This is a genomic window from Dactylosporangium sp. NPDC000555 (assembly GCF_040300025.1).
Taxonomy (GTDB): domain Bacteria; phylum Actinomycetota; class Actinomycetes; order Mycobacteriales; family Micromonosporaceae; genus Dactylosporangium.
The window spans coordinates 37,172-57,396 of the sequence record NZ_JBEPDB010000057.1; the positions used below are offsets into that span (position 1 = coordinate 37,172).

A 20,225-nucleotide genomic window follows, 5' to 3' on the forward strand; every position below is an offset into this window, starting at 1 on the left:
TCAGACCTCGCTCGGCTCAGCGGACTGGGTGCGGGTGAACCCTCGCTCGGCAGCATAAGCCTCGAGCTGCCGGCGCAGGTTGCGCCGTCCGCGGTGCAGGCGTGACATCACGGTGCCGATCGGCGTGTTCATGATGTCGGCGATCTCCTTGTACGAGAAGCCCTCGACATCGGCCAGATAGACGGCGAGGCGGAACTCCTCGGGAAGCGACTGCAGCGCCTCCTTGACGTCGGAGTCGGGGAGCCGGTCCAGGGCCTCGGTCTCGGCCGAACGCAGGCCGCTGGAGGTGTGCGACTCCGCCTCGGCGAGCTGCCAGTCGGTGATCTCCTCCGTCGGCGCCTGGACGGGCTGGCGCTGCCGGCGCCGGTAGGAGTTGATGTAGGTGTTGGTCAGGATGCGATACAGCCAGGCCTTGAGGTTGGTGCCCGTCTCGAACTGGTGGAAGGCGGCGAACGCCTTCAGGAACGTCTCCTGCACCAGGTCTTCGGCGTCCGACGGGTTGCGCGTCATCCGCAGGGCGGCCGCATACAACTGATCGATGAAGGGCAGCGCATCATGCTCAAACCGGATGCGCTGCTGCTCCGCGCTCTCGCTGCTGACCACTCGTGCGACTCCCACCCTCGACCGTCCCGCCGAGGATACGCCGAGTTTCTGTGCGAGTTCTGAGTTTGTGGCGCCGATCAAACGCTCCCGAGCGATCGGCTGCCAGGCCGGATCGGGCTCCGCGTCGGTCGTCGCTGGCCAGGCCGGGCTGAACAGCAGCTCGTGGATCCGCAGATCGTCGCGCTCAAGTGTTGCCACGCTGGGTTTCCCTCCACAGACGGCGCCGTCGGCAGCGCCGCACGCCCGGTGTAACAACCGGCCGTGCGAGCCCATTCCACGTGATGGGCATTACGCCCGGCCGACAAGATCATCCGGGAAACCACCCGGCCTGCCCCGGCGACCGGCCACACTTGGGACCGGACCGGCCGCCGGGAACAGGAAGGGCCTGGGAGGTTGTGGAGTGTGTCCGATTTGCGCCGGTCACATCAGCCCCAACGACGCTACGTCACCTCGGTAACGCCCCTCAGCCACCCGCGACGAAGTCCACCGCCGCCGCGGCCAGCGCCGCCGTGTTCTTGGACAGGGCGTGCGTCTCGCCCGGGAGCACATGGACGCGGACGTGCGGCCGCTCGCCCGGTACGCCGAACGCGTCGCGGTCGCCGTTGAGCACCAGGGTCGCCACGCCCGTCTCCAGCTCCTCCGCGCGCGACTTCTCCGGCTTGCCCGGCGGGTGGAGCGGGAACGCCAGCGCCAGGATGCGGGCGGCGCCCGCCTCCCGGGCCGTGCGGCAGGCGACCCGGGCGCCGCTGGAGCGCCCGCCCACGACGAGGGTGGCGAAGTCCAGGACGCCGCGGAGCTCGGCGATGACGGCGAGCCAGGCCACGTCCAGCTGCGCCGCCGGCGCGGGTGCTCGGCGGCCCGCCACCCGGTACGGCTGCGTCACCAGCGCTACGGCCACGCCCCGCGCCAGGGCCGCGTCGTGCACGGCGACCAGGTCGGGCGCGTCGATGTCGCCACCGGCACCGTGGCCGAGGACGAGCAGCGTGCCACCGTGGTCAGCGGGAACGTCGAGCTGATACCGCGCGACACCGTGCGGCGTCGCCACCTCCCGCCCGGCCGCAGCGACCTCGGCCGGTGAGATCTTCCCCACGGCGGCTTTCGTCGCCGGAGCCTTCGCGGACCCGGCCACCTTCCCCACAGAACCCTTCGCGGGCGCAGCGGCCTTCGCGGACCGGACAGCCTTCGCCGAAGTGGCCTTCGACGGGGCCGCCTTCCCAGCAGCAGCCCTCGTCGCATTGGCCTTCGCGGGCGCAGCGGCCTTCGACGGGACCGCCCTCCCCGCAGCCACCCTCGTCGCCACAGGCTTCGCGGACCCGGCCGCCTTCGCCGAAGTGGCATCCTCCGCGACAGCCCTCGCAGCCGCCTTCGCGGGCGCAGCCGCCTTCGCCGAAGAGGCCTTCGACGGGGCCGCCCTCCCCGCAGCAGACCTCGTCGCCGCAGGCTTCGCGGACCCGGCCGCCCTCGACGCCGAGACCTTCCCCGCAGCGGACTTCGCGGGCGCAGCGGCCTTCGCGGGCGCAGCCTTCCCCGCAGCAGACCTCGTCGCCGCAGGCTTCGCGGACCCTGCCGCCTTCGCCGCAGCGGCCTTCGCCGAAGAGGCCCTCCCTGCGGTAACCGTCGTCGCAGCGGGCTGCGCGGACCCGGCCGCCTTCCCCACGGCAGCCTTCGCCCGCGCAGTCTTCCCGCCAGCGCCCTTGGCCGGCGCGGCCTCCCCCGATGCCGCCATCGCCTTCCCGGGCGCGCCCGTCGCCTTCTCGCCGGCAGCCCTGGCCGACGCCGCCTTCGCGGACGCCGACGTGGTCGACGACCCCGACCGGCCCGCGGCGGGTTGCCCCGCCGCGGACGGTGTTTGCGGTCCTCGGGCCGGCCCCAGCGCCGGCCACGGTGCCGGAGCGGCCGGCCCGGGTGCCGGCGCCGGCGCTATGTCGCGGCCGCGCCCACCGGGTCCGGGCTCTCCTGGCGGTCCTGAGCGCGACCCGCCCGCTGCAGCGGCAGGGTCGGCAGGCACGCCACCGCGCCCAGCCTCGGTTCGGTCGCCCCGGCCGTGGTGGGCATCACCTGGCCAGGCATCTCGCTGCGCCATGCCACGAGCATGGCACGGCGCTCGCGTGGAGTGGTCGCTCCCCACACGCCGTGGCAGTCGCCCACGTCGAGCGCCCACGCGAGGCACGCGCCCTGGACGTCGCACGTGCGGCACAGCGCCACCGCGGCGTCGGCCGGCTCGCTCGGAGCCGGGAAGAACGTCTCTGGGTCCACCGTCTGGCACGCGCCGCGGATACGCCAGGCCCCGTCGCCTTGCTGCTCCTTGACGGCCCGCAGCAGTCGCGGGTCTCGCCGCGCGGCTGCAACTTCATGAGGGCGTGGCATCCTCGCCCGGGTCAATACACCCACCTCCCCCGTGGGTCAAACGAATGCAAAGTGGGTGAACGTCGGGATGCCCCCATCCGACATAGACCCACCGGCGCTGTGTTGTATCGCACAAACGACTGCAAATACAAGAGTTTTCCGGCTGATTCGCGAAACCGGCCGATATTTATCTGGACTTTCAGCCTAAAAAAGGGTCAGATCGATCGGCTTGACGTCACTCGATCGCAGCGGCGGGGCCGGCACTTTCGCGACCAGTTCGGGCCCGTCGTTGCGGACGTCACCGACGCGATGGCCTACAGGGCGTAGTTCCAGACGTGCGACGTGCGACGACGGCGTCGGGGCGAGAAGGCCGGAATCCGGATCGCCGCCGAGCCAGGCGTCCCACCGGTCGACCGGCAATAGTAACGGCATGCGGTCATGGATGAGCGCCAAGTCATCAACGGCCGGAGTAGTGATGATGCTGCAGGTAAGGAGCCGATCCTCGCCCTTGCCCCACACCGTCCACAGCCCGGCGAATACGCACGGCTCGGCATCGCCAAGCGTCATGAAGTACGGCTGCTTCGTCGGTTTCGTCTTCTCCGTGCCCCTTACCCACTCGAACCACCCGTCCGCCGGAACCAGGCAACGGCGCTTCGCGAAGGACTGGGCGAACGCGTTCGACGTCGCGACGGTCTCCACCCGCGCGTTGATCATGCGGGCGCCGACCTTCGGGTCCTTCGCCCACGCCGGGACGAGGCCCCAGCGGGCGGTGGAGAGCACCCGGCCGCCCGCCGATCGTGAGACGCGCACGATCGGCACCGGGTCGGTCGGGGCCACGTTGTAGTCGGGCTCGAGCCCGCCGCCGCTCTCGTCCGCCGCCTCGAACAGGGCGCTCAGGTCGGCGTTGCTGCGCGAGGTCGCGTACCTGCCACACATGTCGCCACGGTACCGACGGGGTATGACAAAAAACCCGGAGAGCGACCCGGCCATCACTACATATCGAAACTGACCGCACACTGTGCGCGTGGAAGCACACTTACCGTGGCCGGCGCCGACCGCCCCCGGCCCCCTCGATGCCTCGGTGCGACTGCCCGGTTCCAAGTCCATGACCGCGCGTGCCCTCGTCCTCGCCGCCAACTCGCTGGGCTCCAGCACGCTGTGCGCGCCGCTGCGGGCCCGCGACACCGAGCTCATGGCCGCCGGGCTGCGCGCGATGGGCTGCCATGTGTCGACCGTCGACGACAACCTGTGGCTGCTGCGGTCCCGCCCGCTGCAGGGCCCGGCGCGGGTCGACGTCGGCCTGGCCGGCAGCGTGATGCGCTTCCTGCCCCCGGTGGCCGGCCTGGCGACCGGGACGGTGTCGTTCGACGGCCACCCGCGGTCCCGGCGCCGCCCGATGGCGCCGCTGATCGGCGCGCTGCGCTCGCTGGGCGCGCGGATCGACACCGAGAACGGGCTCCCGTTCACCGTGCACGGGGCCGGACGGATCACCGGTGGGGAGGTGACCATCGACGCCTCCGCCTCCAGCCAGCTCGTCACCGGGCTGCTGCTGTCCGCCTCCGGGTTCGATCGGGGGGTGGTGGTGCGGCACGTCGGCTCGCCCGTACCACGGCCGCACCTGGACCTGACCGTGCACATGCTGCGCGCCGCGGGCGCCGGCGTGGACGACAGCCGCCCGGACGTGTGGTCGGTGAAGCCCGGCCGGCTCAAGGGACGCGCCTGGAACATCGAGCCCGACCTGTCCAGCGCGGCGCCCTTCCTCGCCGCGGCGCTCGTCACCGGCGGGACGGTGACCGTCCAGGGCTGGCCGCCGGCGACCAGCCAGCCCGCGCGCCGGCTGCTGGACCTGCTGGGGCGCATGGGCGGCCGGCCCGCGATGACCCTGCGGGGGCTGGTGATGCGGGGCACGGGCGCGGTGCACGGGCTGAGCGCCGACCTCGCCGGCATCTCGGAGTTCGCGGCGATCCTCGCGGCGCTGGCAACGGTGGCCGACTCGCCCTCGCACCTGTTCGGGATGGGGCAACTGCGCGGCCACGAGGGCGCCGACGAGCTCGGCCGCCTCGCCGCGGCGCTGGCCGGCCTGGGCGTCGGCGTCACCCTGGAGCCGGACGGCCTGCGCATCCGGCCGCGCCCGCTGCGCGGCGGCACGCTGCGCACCCATGGCGACCACCACCTCGCGCACGCCGGCGCCTTGCTCGGGCTGACGGTCGAGGGAGTCCGTCTGGACGACGTGACATGCACCGCGAAGACGCTGCCCGACTTCCCCCGGCTATGGTCGACCATGGTGCACGGCTATGAAGGAGGGTCGGCTGAGGCGGAAGCGCGAATACGACGAGGATGACGTGCGGGTGCGCCCGAGCCGGTCCTCGCGACCGCGCACGCGCCAGCGCCCGAAGCACAGTGACGCCGTCGAGGGCTTCGTGATCGCCGTCGACCGCGGGCGATACACGTGCCACGTCAATGTTCCCGGCCAGCACACCGGCGTCACGGTCACCGCGATGCGCGCCCGCGAGCTCGGCCGGCACGGCGTGGTGGTGGGCGACCACGTGCAGATCGTCGGCGACGTCAGCGGCCGCCCGGACACCCTGGCCCGGATCGTGCGCATCGACGAGCGCAACTCGGTCCTCATGCGCACCGCCGACGACGAGGAGAGCGGCACCGAGGGCCGGTTCGAGCGGGTCGTGGTGGCCAACGCCGAGCAACTGGTGATCGTCAACGCGCTGCAGGACCCACCGCCGCGGACCGGGTTCATCGACCGGTGCCTGGTGGCGGCGTATGACGCCGAGATCGACCCGCTGCTGTGCCTGACCAAGGGCGACCTCGCCGCGCCGGACGCGGTCCTGGACTACTACGCGGAGCTCGACCTGCCGTATGTGTTGTGCTACCCGGACCGGCCGCTGGACGACCTCGTCGCGGAGCTGCGCGGCCGGGTGTCGGTCATGATCGGCCACTCCGGAGTGGGCAAGTCCACGCTGGTCAACCGCCTCGTGCCGGGCACCGACCGGGCGGTGGGCGCGGTCAGCGCGGTCGGCAAGGGCCGGCACACGTCGACCAGCGCGCTGGCCCTGCGGCTGCCCGGCGACGAGCCGGGCTGGATCATCGACACGCCGGGGATCCGCTCGTTCGGGCTGGCGCACGTGTCGGCCGACAGCGTGTTGCACGGCTTCCCCGACCTCGTGGAGGCCTCGACGCGCTGCGCGCCCAACTGCGACCACACGGGGGCCGGGGGCGACTGCGGGCTGGACAAGCTCGTCGCCGAGGGCGGCGCCGACCCGCGCCGGCTCGCGTCGTTCCGCCGGCTGCTGGCGTCGAAGGAGGGCGCCGCCTCAGACGACGACGGGCCCGCCTGAGCGCCAGTAGACGTTCCGGTCCCGCGACAGCAGGTCGGCGTCGACAAGGTGCCGCCGAAGGGCCGCGTGGTCGTCGTGCCAGGCCCGCAGGATCGCGTCGACCTCGCGCTCGGGGTACCGGACGCCGGGCTCGAACGAGGAGGCGATGTGCTCCAGCACGACGACGCGCTTGCCCCGGGCGGCAGGAATCTGGGTCAGCCGCCCGTCGGTGATGAACGTGCGCAGGACGAGGTCGCGCTGGCGATCCGGGTCCAGCCGCGACGACGGCTCGGCCGGGACGGCGCTCGCGCGCACGGCGTCCTTGAACGCCTCCCGCTCGGCGATCAGGGCCCCGTCGGCGACGGCGAGCAGACCGCCCTGCTGCAGCCGCCGGATGGCCGGCTCGACCAGCCGCGCGGGCAGTCCGGTGGCGACCTCCACGGCGCTGGGCGTCCGCGCGCCGAGCACCACGGCGGCGAAGACGCGGAGCCGGTCGGACTCGGCGAGCAGGCCGCACAGAGCTGTGGGAGTCACAAACGGCGACAGTACTGCCAGAAGTTGGCGATCGTCAGCTAAGTTTCCGCGCATGGTGCGCTACGCGGACGACCTGGCCCTCGCTCATCTTCTCGCCGACACCGCGGACGCGATCGCCGTGCCGCGCTTCCGGGCGCAGGATCTGCACGTCACCGAGAAGCCCGACCTGACGCCGGTCACCGACGCCGACACCGCGGTGGAGAAGGCGCTGCGGGCCACCCTCGGGCGCGCGCGGCCGCGCGACGGCGTGCTGGGCGAGGAGTACGGCGCGACCGAGGCCGCCGCCGGGCCGGGAAGCCGGCAGTGGGTCATCGACCCGATCGACGGGACGAAGAACTTCGTGCGCGGGGTGCCGATCTGGGCCACGCTCATCGCGCTGATGGAGGGCGACCAGCCGGTCGTCGGCCTGGTGTCGGCGCCCGCGCTCGGGCGGCGCTGGTGGGGAGCGCTCGGCCACGGGGCGTATGCCGGACGCCACACGGCCGCCGCGACCCCGATCCGCGTGTCGGGCGTGGAGCGGCTCGCCGACGCGTCGTTCTGCTACTCGTCGCTGGGCGGCTGGGAGGAGGCCGGGCGGCTGGGCGCGATTCTGGACATCAGCCGCCGAACGTGGCGACAGCGGGCGTACGGCGACTTCTACGGGTACATGCTGCTGGCCGAGGGCGCCGTGGACATCATGCTCGAGCCGGAGCTGTCGTTGTGGGACCTGGCGGCGCTGGTGCCGATCGTCACGGAGGCCGGCGGCACGTTCACCGACCTGCAGGGCCAGCCCGGCCCGGGCGGCGGCAGCGCCGTGGCCACAAACGGACACTTGCACGAGGACGTGCTCACCCGTTTGGGCAATACTCGACTGTCCGGATTGTCAGGATAAAGACAAACGCCCGTATGACGAGGGCGACCGCGCGGTTTATTCTGCCCGGGTGGCATCTTGGAGTTGGCTGTTCCTCGGCGCGATGATCGCCGCCTACGGCGTTGCCAACCTGCTGCAATCCATGGCCGCCGCACGCACCGACCTGCACCATGGCTTCCAACCGATGCTGCTGCTGCGCCTGGGCCGCCACAAGTCCTACCTTGTGGGCGTGGCCTGCCAGTGCGCCGGGTTCATGCTCGCCTTCTTCGCCCGGCGTGACCTTCCGCTCTTCCTTGTGCAGTCGGCCATGGCCGCCGGCCTCGGCGTGACGACGATCCTGGGCGTGCTGATCCTCAAGTGGAAGCTGCCACGCACCGAGATCGCGCTCCTGCTGGCCCTGATCGTGGGCATCGCCGCGCTCGTGGTCGCGGCCAAGCCGGCGCCGTCACGCCAGCTCGGCACCGGCGGCGTCGTCGGCCTGACCTGCGTGCTCATCGCGCTGGCGGTGGTCGGCTTCTTCGCGAGCCGCCTACACGGCGCGCCCGGCTCGGTCGTGCTCGGCTCGCTCTCCGGCATCGCATTCGGCGCCGCCGCCGTCGCCTCGCGGCCGCTCGCCTCCGCGGAGTCGATCGGGCAGTTCGTCACGGATCCGCTGTCGTACCTCCTGATCGCCCACTCGCTCGTCGGCCAGCTCCTGCTGGGCCTGGCGATGCAGCGCGGCTCGACGACGGCCGCGGTGGCCGCCATGGACGCCGCCGGGGCCGTGCCGGCCGCGGTGGTGGGCCTGCTGTTCCTCGGCGACGGCGTGTGGCCGCACCGCGAGTGGCTGGTGGCGGTCGGGTTCGTGATCACGCTGGCCGGCGTGATCGGGCTGAGCTTCTACGCCGAGCCGCAACACCATCACAAGGTCGGGCCGGAGGCCGAGCGGCTGCCGCAGGGCCTGGCGTTCAGCGGTCCCCCCACCACACCGAGCGCCGGCCGCTAGACCGCCGAGCGGGCCGCCCCGTTAAGCCGCCGGGCCGAGTCCGGGCCTGAGCCCCGGCAGGTGCCCGATTTTTCGCGATATTTCATTATTTACTCGGGTCCGTGCAACTCGCGCGCCGTTCTTCCCACGAGACACCGGTCGGCGCTGACGCGCCTTCCTGCCAGGTCCGCGGCGCCAAGTACACATCCGTCCGGCAACTCGGAGGACCCCAGCCCGCACCCGGGTTCTCGTTCAAAATCCCGCCGCCCGACCGATCAGGCAGGTCGCTAAGCCGATCGTGAGCTGGGAGGGAGGCGGACGGAGTTGCTGAAGAGCAAGCTCAGCGCCTGGTTCGCGATCTGGATGGCGCTGCTGACCGTGGCGTTCTACCGCTGGCCCGGCCTACACATGCTGTGGTGGGGCGCGATCGGCCTGTCCAGCACCATCGGCGTGGTCGCCGGCGTGCTCGTGCACCGGCCCAACCGCCGCTGGCCGTGGCTGCTGCTCGCCACCGGGCTGGCCTGCTTCGGCCTCGGGGACTTCACCTACAACGTCCTCACCGACGTGCTCGGGCTCGAAAACCCCTTCCCGTCGGTCCCGGACGGGCTGTACCTGGCCATGTACCCGCTGGTCGCGGCCGGCCTGCTCGGCTTCATCCGCTCGCGAACCGGGCGCGACAACCGCGACAGCCTGATCGACGCCGCCACGCTCACCATAGGCCTCGCGCTGCTCTCCTGGATCTTCCTGATCAACCCGCACATGCGCGACAACGATCTGACGGTCGTGCAGAAGCTGGTGTCCATCGCGTACCCGCTCGGCGACGTGCTCACCCTGGCCGTCTTCGCCCGCCTGCTGACCGGCGGCGTGCGGCCCAACGGCTCGATCCACCTCCTCGGGCTCGGCACCGCCGGCCTGCTGATCGCCGACGTGGTGTACGGCCTGATCCAGCTCAACGGCTCCTGGCACGTCGGCGGCCCGACGGACCTCGGCTGGGTCGTCTGCTACGCGGCCTGGGCCGCCGCCGCGCTGCACCCGTCCATGGTCGAGATGACCGAGCCGACCCGCGCGGCCACCGCCGACCTCGGCGTGCGCCGCATCGCGCTGCTCGGCGCCGCGTCGCTGATCGCCCCCGGCGTGCTGCTGGTCGAGGCGAGCCTCGGCACCGTGCGCGACGCCGCCGTCATCGCCACCTGCTCCGGCGTGATGTTCGTGCTGGTCCTCTGCCGCCTGGCCGGCGTCATGGGCAACCACCGCCAGTCGCTGGCCCGCGAGCGGGAGCTGCGCGAGGCGACCACCACCCTGCTGTCGGCGGCCGACGCCGGCGAGGCGACGTCCGCGGTACGCACGGCGCTCGATCGGCTCCTGCCGCAGGGCACGCCGCACGTCATCGCGCTGATCCGGGTCGGCGCCGACGAGGAACCGCCGGAGCCGGGCCTGGTGCGGGTCTCGGGGCTCGCCCCGGACGTGCGCGCCGAGCTGGGCGAGTTCAGCTCGACGCTGCGCCACCCGCTCGGCGTCACCAGCGACATGCTGTACGTCGCCGGCCCCACCGAGGCCCTGCAGGCGCTGCAGCCGACGTTCGAGGTGCTGGCCTCCCAGGCCGCGATGGCGCTCGAGCGGATCACGCTGACCGCCGAGGTGAACCGGCGCGACAGCGAGGCGTACTTCCGCACCCTGGTCCACAACACGTCCGACGTGATCCTCATCGTCGACGACCACGACGTCATCCAGTACGCCAGCCCGTCGGCCGGCACCGTCTTCGGCGACGAGCGCATCGCCGGCGTCGAGCTGTGGGACTTCATCCCCCACGACGAGCGCGCCCGCCTGGCCGAGCTGCTCGCGCAGGTGCGCGCCGGCCGGCACGGTCACGACGTGGTCGACACCCGCGCCGAGCGCGTGGACGGCACCGCCCTCGTGGTCGAGGTCGACTGCCGGGACCTGCGCGAGGACACCACCGTCGGCGGCCTGGTGCTGACGGTGCGCGACGTGACCGAGCGGCGCCGGATGGAGGAGCAGCTCATCCAGCAGGCGTTCCACGACTCGCTCACCGGCCTGGCCAACCGCGTGCTGTTCCAGGACCGGGTCGAGCAGGCCGTGTTCCGCGTCGAGCGCGACGGCGGCCTCGTCGGCGTGCTCTTCATCGACCTGGACGACTTCAAGGTGGTCAACGACACGCTCGGCCACGCCGTCGGCGACGAGCTGCTGCAGGCGGTCGCCCGGCGCATCGGCGGGGAGCTGCGCCCGAGCGACACCGTCGCCCGCCTCGGCGGCGACGAGTTCGCCGCGCTCATCGAGGCGGACTCGATGGCCGACCTCGAGCTCGCCGCGGAGCGGATCGTCATCGCGCTCGCCGAGCCCTTCGCCGTGGCGGGCGAGACGGTCAACGGCATCAGCAGCGTCGGGCTGTCCACGACCGTCGACGCGGGCTCGGCCGAGGAGCTCATGCGCCAGGCCGATCTCGCGCTGTACGTCGCCAAGGGTGCCGGCAAGGGGCAGTGGCGGCGGTACCAGTCGGACCTGCACACGGCCGTGCTGGAGCGGCTGGAGCTGCGCGCCGCGCTGGACCAGGCGGTCAAGGAGCGCCAGTTCGTCCTGCAGTACCAGCCGATCGTCGACCTCGAGACCGGCGTACCGCAGGGCTTCGAGGCGCTCGTGCGCTGGAACCACCCGACCCGCGGCATGATCGCGCCCGGCCACTTCATCGAGGTGGCCGAGGAGAGCGGGCTCATCGTGCCGATGGGGCGCATGGTGCTGCAGCAGGCGCTGACCACCGCCGGCCGCTGGCAGCGCTCGAACGCGCCCGGGGCGGTGCGGTACATGAGCGTCAACGTCTCGGCCCGGCAGTTCCGCGCCCCCGGCTTCGTCGAGGAGGTGCGGCAGATGCTGCACTCCTCCGGTGTCGCGCCCGGCACGCTGCTGCTGGAGATCACCGAGAGCCTGCTGCTGCGCGACGACGACCAGGTCCGCGCCGACCTCGACGCCCTGCGCGCGATGGGGATCCGGCTCGCGATCGACGACTTCGGCACCGGCTACTCGTCGCTGTCGTACCTGCAGCACATGCCGATCGACGTGCTGAAGATCGACAAGTCGTTCATCGACGACATGCTCTCCTCGGCGCAGCAGCGCGCGGTCGTCACGGCGATCGTGCAGCTGGCCCAGACCTTCAGCCTCTCGGTCGTGGCCGAGGGCGTGGAGGACCAGGGGCAGCGCGAGACCCTGCACCAGATCGGCTGCCCGTACGGGCAGGGCTACCTGTTCGCCCGCCCGCTGCCCGAGCCCGACGCGTTCGCGCTCATCCAGAAGACCGCACCGTTCGCCGCGATGGCGTAGCCCGCCCGGCGAGCCGCAGGAAACCCTCACCAAGGAAGGTAGTCACCGCATGACCGTCCACCCGTTGCACAGCACCAATGGCACCTACGTCCGTCGCGACGGGCGCTGGGGCGACCTCGAGCGGCTGCGCACGACGAGCCCGATGTACGACGCCACCATCGAGGAGATCGACGGCCGACGCATCCGGGTGGGCAGCCACTGGCTGACCGACTGGGCCTCCTGCAACTACCTCGGCTTCGACCTCGAGCCGGAGATCATGGACTCGGTCGACCCGTACGTACGCACCTGGGGCACCCACCCCAGCTGGTCGCGCCTGCTGGGCAACCCCAAGCCGTACATCGAGATCGAGGAGCGCCTCACCGAGCTGCTCGGCGCGCCGGACACCCTCCTGCTGCCGACCATCACGCACATCCACATGTCGGTGATCCCGGTCCTCGCCGCCGACGGCATGATCTTCCTCGACTCGCAGTCGCACAAGACCATCTACGACGGCTGCATGTACGCCAAGGGGCTCGGCGCCACCGTCCAGCGCTTCCGCGCGAACGACCCCGAGCACCTGGCCGAGCTGCTCGCCGCCGCGCCGGCCGGCGTGGCCAAGCTCGTCGCGATGGACGGCGTGAACAGCATGACCGGCCTCGCGCCCGACCTGGCCCGCTTCGCGGCGGTCTGCCGGCAGTACGACGCGCTGCTCTACGTCGACGACGCGCACGGCTTCGGCGTCATCGGCGAGCGCCGGGCGGACGAGACCTCGCCGTACGGCTCGCGCGGCAACGCGGTCGTGCGGCACGCCGGCGAGACCTACGACAACGTCGTGCTCGTGGGCGGCTTCTCCAAGGCGTACTCCTCGCTGATGGCGTTCCTGGCCCTGCCGACCTGGCTGAAGAACCACCTCAAGGTCGCCGCCCCGCCGTACCTGTACTCGGGCCCGTCCCCGACGGCCTCGCTCGCCACGGTCATGGCCGGCCTCGACCTCAACGAGAAGCGCGGCGAGGAGATCCGCGCCGACCTGTACCGCAAGACGGTGCGGGTGCTCGACCACGTGCGCTCGCTCGGCCTGCACACGCCGAACACGGGCACCACGCCGATCATCGAGCTGCCGCTGGCCGCCGGGCAGGACATCGCCGAGGTCGGGCAGTTCCTGTGGGACCGGGAGGTCTACGTCACGCTGGCCGCCTACCCGCTCGTGCCCCGCGACCAGGTCGGCTTCCGCATCCAGGTGACCGCGGCCAACACCGACGAGGAGATCGACCGGCTCAACGCCGTGCTGTCCGAGCTGGCCGGCGCCGACCGCCTCCGGGACGCGGCTTGAGGCACGTCTTCGAGGCCAGGCATCGCGCCCGGCGGCGGCTTCCGGGGCTGCTCGTCCCCCTCCGCGGCCGGGAGTTCCGCCTGCTGTGGATGGGGATGAGCACCTCGCTGATCGGCGACGGGATCCTGCTCGTCGCCCTGGCCTGGCAGGTGTACGCGCTTTCCGGCGCCCCGGCGGCGATGTCGGTCGTCGGGTTCGCCCTGTCGCTGCCCCAGGTCGCCACCCTCCTCTTCGGCGGCGTGATCAGCGACCGGTTCGACCGGCGCAAGATCATGCTCGGCACCGACCTGGTGCGAGGCACGGTCCTCGTCGCGCTGGCGGTGCTCAGCCTCTCCGGCCTGGTCCAGGTCTGGCACATCGTGGCGCTGGTCGCGGTCTACGGGGCGGCGTCGGGCTTCTTCGGCCCGGCGTTCGACTCGCTCGTCCCGACGCTGGTCGACCGCGACGACCTGGTCCAGGCCAACGCGCTGGACCAGTTCGTGCGCCCCACGGCCCTGCAGATGGCCGGCCCGTCGCTGGGCGGCGTGCTCATCGCGACCGGCGGCAGCGGCCTGGCCTTCGCGGTCGACGCGGCCACGTTCGCGATCTCCGCGACCTGCCTGCTGCTGATGAACCCCCGGCGGGCTCCGGAGGCCTCGGATGCCGCGGATAGCCCCGAGGGTTCGGTTTGGGAGGAGTTCAAGGCGGGCATGAGGTACGTCCGGGGCAACGTGTGGCTCTGGGGCACCTTCGTCGCGGCGAGCTTCGCGTACCTGCTGTTCATCGGCCCGACCGAGGTGCTCCTGCCGTTCGTGGTCAAGAACGAGCTGCACGGCACCGCCGGGGATCTGGGCCTGGTGCTGGCCAGCGGTGGCGTCGGCGCCGTCGCCGCCGCGCTGATCGTGGGCCAACGCGGGGTACCGAGGGAGTACATGCGCTTCATCTACGTCACCTGGACGCTCGCCACGCTCGCGGTCGCGGGCTACGGCCTGGCCTCCTCCTCGTGGCACCTGGCGATCGCCTGTGCGCTGGTCAACGGCCTGGAGGCGGCCGGAACGATCGCCTGGGCGACCGCCAAGCAGCGGCTCGTACCGCAGGAGCTGATGGGCCGCGTCTCGTCGGTCGACTGGTTCATCTCGATCGCGCTCGTGCCGCTGAGCTACGCGATGGCCGCCCCGGTCGCGCACGCGATCGGCGTGCGGAACACCCTGCTCGGCGCCGGCGTTCTCGGTGCGGCCGTGACGTTCGCGTTCCTGTACCTGCCGGGCATGCGCTCGCCGAGGCGACTGGTGACGGTGACGACGTGAGTGACATCGTGGAGCTGGTGGACCGGCTGGGGCGCGCGTTCCTGGCCCGCGACCTGCAGGAGACGCTCGCCTGCTTCGTGCCCGACGACGACATAACCTACGTCGGCTCCGAGGCCGGCGAGTCGGCGACGGGCCGCGAGGCCGTGCGGGAGCTCCTGTCGGGGCTGTTCGCGCGGCCCTCGGCGTACGGCTGGCAGGCCACCTCGGCGACGGTCCACACCCTGCCGGGAGCCGCGTTCGTGATCGCGGAGGCGGACGGCGCGGAGCACACCGCGGACGGGGCGGTCGAGCCGTTCCCGTACCGCATCACCGGCCTGCTCTCGCGCCGCTCGTCCGGCGCTTGGCTCTGGCGCGCCGTTCAGGGCTCCGAGCCGGCGTCGTGAAAGGTCAGTGCGCCAGGTCCGCGCAGGACGACTCGTGCGGCAGCAGCGGGCGGAACTGGACCGACCAGCGCGCGCCGCCCGCGACCCACGGGGTGCGCGCGTTCGCGCCCTTCGCCGCGGCCAGGACCGGGCCCGCATCCGTGGTCAGGCAGTTGACGCCCGGGCGGTTCGCGACCACGTCGCCCGGCAGCGGTGCCGGGCCGGGCCAGTCGATCGGCGGCGGGTCGGAGGGCAGGCCGTCCGCGACCGGGGTCCACTCGCGCGCGACGGCGGCGATGCGCGCCGGCTCGTACGTTGCCGGCTCGTCCACCCCGCCCCGGCCCAGCGTCTTCGGCAGGTCACCCAGGGCGACGACCAGGTCCTGCATCCGCTTTCGCGCCGAGCGCTGCGCCGCCGTGAGGTCGTCGTCCGAGCCGATGCCGAGCGCGGGCACGCCGGTGGTCGCCAGGCCGGCGGTGGTGCGCACGGTGATGTAGGTGGTCGGGGCGTCCGCCACGTTCGGCATGCCCATGTCCTGGCCGTTGCCGACGCCGGCCTCCAGGGCACGGCGGGTCAGGTCCCGGACGTTCGCCGCGCTGATGTGGCGTACCTGCAGATTGGGCAGGGCCGGGCCGGGGTAGATCTCCGGGATCGGGCCGGTGACGACAACCCGGCCGTCGCCGTAGATGCTCACCTCCGGCACCTCCGTCACGCTGGCCTCGACGCGCACGAAACCGCGCGCGGTGCGCACCTGCAGTACGAGATCGGCGGGATCGTAGGACACGGATGGCGGGCCGGCAACCGGCGGCGAGGCGCACGCGGCCGCGCCCGCGAGCATGGCGGCGGCCAGGATCAGGCGCGAGAGCTTCATGCCCGGTCCGACGCTGCGGCCGACCGGACGGTTCCGTAGCGCGTCCGCGCTGTACGTCAACGGCGGCGCCCGCTGACGTACAGCCGGAACTGACCGCTACTTCAGGACCACGTCGACCTCGGCGACGTCACCCTCCTGGCGCTCCTTGTGATCGCCGAGGTCGACCAGGCGCAGCTTGTAGGTGCCCGGCGCGTCGGCCTTCACCTGGAACGCCAGGTCGGTGCCGACGGCGACCTGCCCGCCGGACAGCGCCTCGTTCGGCCCGGTGGTCGGGCCCAGCTCGCTGCCGTCGACGGCGAGGAGCCGGAAGCTCTCCTTGCCGACGTACTTACTGCTCTTGCCGGTGTACTGGATGTCGACCTTGCACATGATCACGCGGTAGCCCTTCTTCGCCTGGCTGTTGTAGTCGAAGAAGCCGCCGCGCAGGTCGCACGTGGTGAAGGTGGCCGTGGTGTCGCGGACGGTGGCCTTCTTGTCCTTGATGAGGTTCACGGGCGCGTAGGCGACCACGTCGCCGCCGCCGAGCGGGATCTTCGGCTGCTCCCGGTCGCCGGCGCCGAAGATGAACTCGCCGGTGGCGATGTCCACCTTGAGTGGGTCGTACACCGAGAAGTCCAGGTTGTAGTTGCTCTTCTGGCCGGACGCGACCGTCGAGTTCTCACGGAACGAGCCGTTGTACTGCTGACCGCCGACCGAGAAGATCGCGGGAATGTACGGCGTGTCGTTGCGGGTGCCGAGGTTCTCGACCACCACCTCGGCGCTGAGCTTCTTCGAGGTGACCGTCGGGTCGTAGGTCAGCTTGCCCACGGTGATCTTGAACGGGCCGTACCAGACCGACTTGTCGACCTGCACCGTCTGATGGTCCACGCCAGACTTGGCGTTCTTCGTGTCGGCCGGCAGCGCGCCCGAGCCGGCGCCGCCGCCGGACCCGGTGGTGCGCCCGCCGCGGGGGCCGCTGTTGGTGCGCGGGTCGCTCGGCTTGCTGTCGCTGACCGCCTTCCAGGCGGCGACGCCGCCGACGCCGAGCAGCAGGACGAGCACCGCCACGACGCCGACGAGCGCTGCGAGCTTTCCGCCGGAGCCGCCCGGGCGCGGCGGCGGTACCGGCGGCCTGTAGGGCAGCGGGGCCTGCGGCGTGATCGGCGACGGCGGTGCGGCACCGAACGCGGCCGTGGCGTCCGGCGGGCCGGAGCTCGGCGGCGCGCTGTTCGGGGCGTTGCCGCCGAACGCCATCGGCGACTGCAGGGTGGGCGTGGGCGGCGACTGCGGGGTGGCCGCGGAGTGGAACGCGGTCGGCGAGACGGGGCCGGGCACGGGCGCCGAGATGGGCGCGGTCGGTGGCATGCCCGCGCCGGTGACCGGCATGCCCGAGACCGGCGCCCCGGTCGGCACCGAGATGGGCGCGTTCGGCGGCGCGCCGCCCATGATGGGCGGGGCCGGGATGCCACCGGGTCCGACGTTTATCGGCGGGCGCGGCCCGGCCGGCGGCCGCGTGGACGGGAACGGCGCCGGGCGGGACGGCATCGCGGCCAGCACGCTGCCGAGCGCGACGACGAGCTCCGGCTGCTCGATGAGCGTCGGCGCGATCCCGAGGCGCTGGTGCAGCAGGGTGCTCACCAGCGGGATGCGGCTGGAGCCGCCGACCAGGAACAGCCCGCCGATCTGGTCGACCCGAACGCCCGCGCGCTGCAGCGTGGTCGTGGTCAGGTCGACGGTGCGCTCCAGGTAGGAGCGGGACAGCTGCTCGAACTCCGAGCGGGTGACGTGCACGTCGGTCTCGAACAGCGGAAGGTGCACACTCGCGGTGGAGCTGCGCGAGAGCTGCTCTTTCGCGGAGCGCACGTCCTCGCGCAGCAGGTTGTTGCGGCGGCGGCCGGCGTCGTCGGCGGGCTCGACGAGCTGCCGCCAGCGCTCCGGGTCGCTTGTCGTCATCGATCGCCCGAGGTGGTCGATGATCGCCGCGTCGAGGTCGACGCCGCCGACGTCGGGCAGGCCGTCGCTGGCCAGCACGTCCCAGCCGCCGTCGGGGCGGCGGCGCAGGATCGTCGTGTCGAACGTGCCCCCGCCGAAGTCGTACACCACCAGGACGCCGCCGGGGACGATGTTGCGCCCGAGGATCGTGGTGAAGTACGCGGCCGCCGCGATCGGCTCGGGCACCAGGATCGGCGCCGGCATGCCGGCCCGGGCCGCCGCGTCGGCCAGCACCGAGCGGCGTTGGGTCGCCCAGTTCGCCGGGTATGTCAGCACGGTGCGCACCGGCATGATCCCCAGCACCCGGGACGCCTCGTCGGCGGTGCGCCGCAGCAGGGCCGCGAGCAGGTCGGACACGGCGTACTCGCGCTGGCCCAGCAGCACCGTGCCGTCGTCGACGCGGCGCTTCGGATTGGGTTCATATCGGGACGGATCGAGCCGCGCACTGCGCTCGGCATCCCTGCCGACGAGCAGGTGCCCGTCGACCTCGGCGTAGACCGACGACGGCAGCAGGAAGCTGGCGTCGAACAGCAGCGGCTGGCTGCGACCGTCGGCGGCGGTCAGCGCGGCGACCGTGTGGGTGGTACCAAGGTCGACGCCCAGCTGCGACTCGATATGCCTCGTCACGCCGACACGGTAGCGCCTCCGATCAACGGCGGCCGTTGCCGGCTGCCCTAACCTCCTCCTCGGTGCGCACCAGCGGGGTGTCCACGAGGTGCTCGGCGAGGAACCACGCCTCCAGTTCGCCGGTGCGGATCACCTCGGAGACCAGCAGGTCGTTGGTGCCGTCGTCGCCGAGGTCCTGCACCTTGGCGGCGGCGTCGTGGCATTCCTGCAGGATCAACTCGTGGGCCTCCAGCAGGCGGGAGAGCATGGCCGGCACCTCCTCGGCCCCGTCCGGCGGCCGCGGCACGCGGGTCAGCTCGGCGACGTGGCGCGGGTCCCCCACCGCGATGCCGCCCAGCGTCTGCACCCGCTCGGCCACCGCGTCGACGATCTCCAGCTGCTCCCCCGCGTGCTTGTCGAGCAGCAGGTGCAGCTGGTAGAAGGTCGGGCCGCGCATCAGCCAGTGGTGCTTCTTGTACAGCGCGTAGAGGATCTGGGTGTCGGCGAGCACCTGGTTGAGCCGCTCGCAGGAGTACATGCGGGCGTCCGCCGACAGCGCGACGGGAAACTGCCGGATCGCGCCGAAGTGCTGGATCTCCCGGCCCTGCTGATGCAGCCAAGGCTGGCTGCCCTTCTTCTTCGCTGGCATGCGCGGCCATTGCCCGCCGAGCGCCGCTCGACCCTCACCCGGCGCGGTGACTACCGCCCGTCCCGGTCCAGGTCTGCCAGGTCGGCGTGCTCGGCCTGCCAGGCGCTGTACCACTCCTCGAACCACGGCCGCCCGGCGGCCAGCGGCACGATGGTGGCGACGGTCTCGCGGTAGTACGACGCGCGCTTGGCCGGGCGCGGGTGGGTGCGCAGCCGCTGGACGTTGCTGACCCGGTCGGCGAGCTTCACGGCGATCGCGGCGTCCGGCGCGTCGCGCAGGCTCGCGAGGTAGGCGTCCCGGTCGCCGGACTTGGTGACCCAGCCGACCAGCTCCGCGACCCGGTCGCCGAAGCGCTCCCGCACCTCGCCGACGGTGGCCGGGGTGTCCTCGACCACATCGTGCAGCACCGCGGCGCGCAGCGTGTCGGGGTCACGCTCACCGGTCGCGTCGACGAGCACCTCCAGCGCCTCGAGCAGGTGCTCGAGGTATGGCTCCCCGGCCGGGCGCCGCTGGTCGCCGTGGCGCTCGGCGGCGAACGCGACGGCGTCGTCGAGCGCGGCGAGCGTGCCGGTGCCGAGCCGGTCGGCGAACCGCTCGCGCAGCGCCGCCCAGCCCACCGAACCATCAAACGTGCGCGTCACCGGCGGATCCTCCCTGCGGGTCGAAGTGCGTTGCGCCGAGCGTCTCACGAGGAGCCCGGCCGGGCACTCTTTCCTATTGAACCGGTCGGGAATATCTACTAGCGTTCGCGGCGTGCTGCCATCGAAGCTCATATCTCGCCGTACCGTACTCGCCGCCGCCGGCGCGGGCACCATCGCGGCCCTCGCCGCCCCGTCCGGCATCGCCGGCGCCACCGCGCCCCGCGTGGATCCGGTCCTCGAGTGGTACGACCTCACGGCGTCGACCATCGGCGTCATCACCGGTCCGCAGCAGGTCACCAGCAGCCGGGCCTGGGCGGTGGCCTGGATCGCCGCGTGGCGGGCGGTCGCCGCGACCCGCTCGGAGCTGGCCCTCGCCGGCGCCGTGCACGAGGCGCTGGTGACCCTGTACCCGGCCGCCGCGCCGACCCTGGACGCCGCGCTCGCCGCGGCCGTCGCGCGCACCGGCGGCCGCCACGCCGGCCGGGCGGTCACCACCGGCGCCGAGGCCGCCCGGGCAGTGCTGGCCGAGCGGGCCGGCGACGGGCTCGACCTCGCCTCGGTGAACCGGCCGTTC

General features: G+C 72.5%; 16 protein-coding genes and 2 pseudogenes. 9 read left to right on the forward strand and 9 right to left on the reverse strand.

Annotated features, from left to right (window positions below; genetic code table 11):
* From ABT297_RS28790 to ABT297_RS28805, 4 genes and pseudogenes are all read right to left on the reverse strand, one after another.
* Positions 1-801: a sigma-70 family RNA polymerase sigma factor gene (locus tag ABT297_RS28790; RefSeq protein ID WP_350555217.1), complete on the reverse strand. Its 801-nt coding sequence runs from the start codon at positions 799-801 to the stop codon at positions 1-3.
* 265 nt (positions 802-1,066) lie between these two features.
* The gene (locus tag ABT297_RS28795; RefSeq protein WP_502885659.1) at positions 1,067-1,684 is read right to left on the reverse strand and encodes an alpha/beta hydrolase family protein; all 618 of its coding nucleotides are present in this window, start codon (positions 1,682-1,684) and stop codon (positions 1,067-1,069) included.
* Between the two features lie 991 nt (positions 1,685-2,675).
* A pseudogene (locus tag ABT297_RS28800) lies at positions 2,676-2,985 on the reverse strand (WhiB family transcriptional regulator); the annotation flags it as partial.
* Positions 2,986-3,153: 168 nt separating this feature from the next.
* Positions 3,154-3,885, reverse strand: coding sequence for an SOS response-associated peptidase (locus tag ABT297_RS28805; protein WP_350555250.1), 732 nt, complete (start codon positions 3,883-3,885; stop codon positions 3,154-3,156).
* 82 nt (positions 3,886-3,967) lie between these two features.
* Between ABT297_RS28805 and aroA the strand changes: the two genes are divergently transcribed.
* Both aroA and rsgA read left to right on the forward strand, forming a co-directional pair.
* Entirely contained in the window at positions 3,968-5,290 is a 1,323-nt protein-coding gene (aroA, locus tag ABT297_RS28810; protein ID WP_502885658.1) for a 3-phosphoshikimate 1-carboxyvinyltransferase, read from the forward strand.
* Entirely contained in the window at positions 5,244-6,299 is a 1,056-nt protein-coding gene (gene rsgA / locus ABT297_RS28815; protein WP_350555223.1) for a ribosome small subunit-dependent GTPase A, read from the forward strand. Before aroA ends, rsgA begins: the two co-directional genes overlap by 47 nt.
* Here the strand turns inward: rsgA and ABT297_RS28820 are convergent.
* Positions 6,276-6,812: a DUF2087 domain-containing protein gene (locus tag ABT297_RS28820; protein WP_350555225.1), complete on the reverse strand. Its 537-nt coding sequence runs from the start codon at positions 6,810-6,812 to the stop codon at positions 6,276-6,278. The genes rsgA and ABT297_RS28820 overlap by 24 nt on opposite strands.
* Positions 6,813-6,864: 52 nt before the next feature.
* On the opposite strand from ABT297_RS28820, the gene hisN reads away from it, so the two are divergent.
* From hisN to ABT297_RS28850, 6 genes are all read left to right on the forward strand, one after another.
* Complete coding sequence (gene hisN, locus ABT297_RS28825; RefSeq protein ID WP_350555227.1) at positions 6,865-7,683, forward strand: histidinol-phosphatase; 819 nt, start codon at positions 6,865-6,867, stop codon at positions 7,681-7,683.
* 82 nt (positions 7,684-7,765) lie between these two features.
* A complete protein-coding gene (locus ABT297_RS28830; protein ID WP_350555252.1) occupies positions 7,766-8,647 on the forward strand; it encodes a hypothetical protein in 882 nt (293 codons plus the stop codon).
* A 303-nt stretch (positions 8,648-8,950) separates the two neighbouring features.
* Positions 8,951-11,956 carry a putative bifunctional diguanylate cyclase/phosphodiesterase gene (locus tag ABT297_RS28835; protein ID WP_350555229.1) on the forward strand — a complete coding sequence of 1,002 codons (3,006 nt, stop codon included), beginning with the start codon at positions 8,951-8,953 and terminating at the stop codon, positions 11,954-11,956.
* Between the two features lie 49 nt (positions 11,957-12,005).
* Positions 12,006-13,265 (forward strand): aminotransferase class I/II-fold pyridoxal phosphate-dependent enzyme, encoded by a 1,260-nt coding sequence (locus ABT297_RS28840; RefSeq protein ID WP_350555231.1) that lies wholly within the window; start codon positions 12,006-12,008, stop codon positions 13,263-13,265.
* The gene (locus ABT297_RS28845) at positions 13,262-14,551 is read left to right on the forward strand and encodes an MFS transporter (RefSeq protein ID WP_350555233.1); all 1,290 of its coding nucleotides are present in this window, start codon (positions 13,262-13,264) and stop codon (positions 14,549-14,551) included. Before ABT297_RS28840 ends, ABT297_RS28845 begins: the two co-directional genes overlap by 4 nt.
* The gene (locus ABT297_RS28850) at positions 14,548-14,934 is read left to right on the forward strand and encodes a nuclear transport factor 2 family protein (RefSeq protein ID WP_350555235.1); all 387 of its coding nucleotides are present in this window, start codon (positions 14,548-14,550) and stop codon (positions 14,932-14,934) included. The genes ABT297_RS28845 and ABT297_RS28850 overlap by 4 nt, the downstream gene beginning before the upstream one ends.
* 4 nt (positions 14,935-14,938) lie before the next feature.
* Here ABT297_RS28850 and ABT297_RS28855 read toward each other — a convergent pair whose 3' ends face one another.
* The 4 genes from ABT297_RS28855 to ABT297_RS28870 all read right to left on the reverse strand — a co-directional run bounded on the left by ABT297_RS28855 (position 14,939) and on the right by ABT297_RS28870 (position 19,651).
* Positions 14,939-15,784, reverse strand: coding sequence for a hypothetical protein (locus ABT297_RS28855; RefSeq protein ID WP_350555237.1), 846 nt, complete (start codon positions 15,782-15,784; stop codon positions 14,939-14,941).
* A gap of 96 nt (positions 15,785-15,880) precedes the next feature.
* Complete coding sequence (locus ABT297_RS28860; protein ID WP_350555239.1) at positions 15,881-18,382, reverse strand: Hsp70 family protein; 2,502 nt, start codon at positions 18,380-18,382, stop codon at positions 15,881-15,883.
* A 22-nt stretch (positions 18,383-18,404) separates the two neighbouring features.
* Positions 18,405-19,010 carry a Dps family protein gene (locus tag ABT297_RS28865; protein ID WP_350555240.1) on the reverse strand — a complete coding sequence of 202 codons (606 nt, stop codon included), beginning with the start codon at positions 19,008-19,010 and terminating at the stop codon, positions 18,405-18,407.
* Between the two features lie 50 nt (positions 19,011-19,060).
* A complete protein-coding gene (locus tag ABT297_RS28870) occupies positions 19,061-19,651 on the reverse strand; it encodes an HD domain-containing protein (RefSeq protein ID WP_350555242.1) in 591 nt (196 codons plus the stop codon).
* Positions 19,652-19,763: 112 nt separating this feature from the next.
* Here ABT297_RS28870 and ABT297_RS28875 point away from each other — a divergent pair.
* A pseudogene (locus tag ABT297_RS28875) lies at positions 19,764-20,225 on the forward strand (phosphoesterase PA-phosphatase); the annotation flags it as partial.

Bases quoted from the DNA above. Each gene is read 5' to 3' on its own strand.
- ABT297_RS28805 (WP_350555250.1), bottom strand. From the start codon at position 3,885: ATGTGTGGCAGGTACGCGACCTCGCGCAGCAACGCCGACCTGAGCGCC.
- rsgA (WP_350555223.1), top strand. From the start codon at position 5,244: ATGAAGGAGGGTCGGCTGAGGCGGAAGCGCGAATACGACGAGGATGAC.
- hisN (WP_350555227.1), top strand. From the start codon at position 6,865: ATGGTGCGCTACGCGGACGACCTGGCCCTCGCTCATCTTCTCGCCGAC.
- ABT297_RS28830 (WP_350555252.1), top strand. From the start codon at position 7,766: ATGATCGCCGCCTACGGCGTTGCCAACCTGCTGCAATCCATGGCCGCC.
- ABT297_RS28840 (WP_350555231.1), top strand. From the start codon at position 12,006: ATGACCGTCCACCCGTTGCACAGCACCAATGGCACCTACGTCCGTCGC.
- ABT297_RS28855 (WP_350555237.1), bottom strand. From the start codon at position 15,784: ATGAAGCTCTCGCGCCTGATCCTGGCCGCCGCCATGCTCGCGGGCGCG.
- ABT297_RS28865 (WP_350555240.1), bottom strand. From the start codon at position 19,010: ATGCCAGCGAAGAAGAAGGGCAGCCAGCCTTGGCTGCATCAGCAGGGC.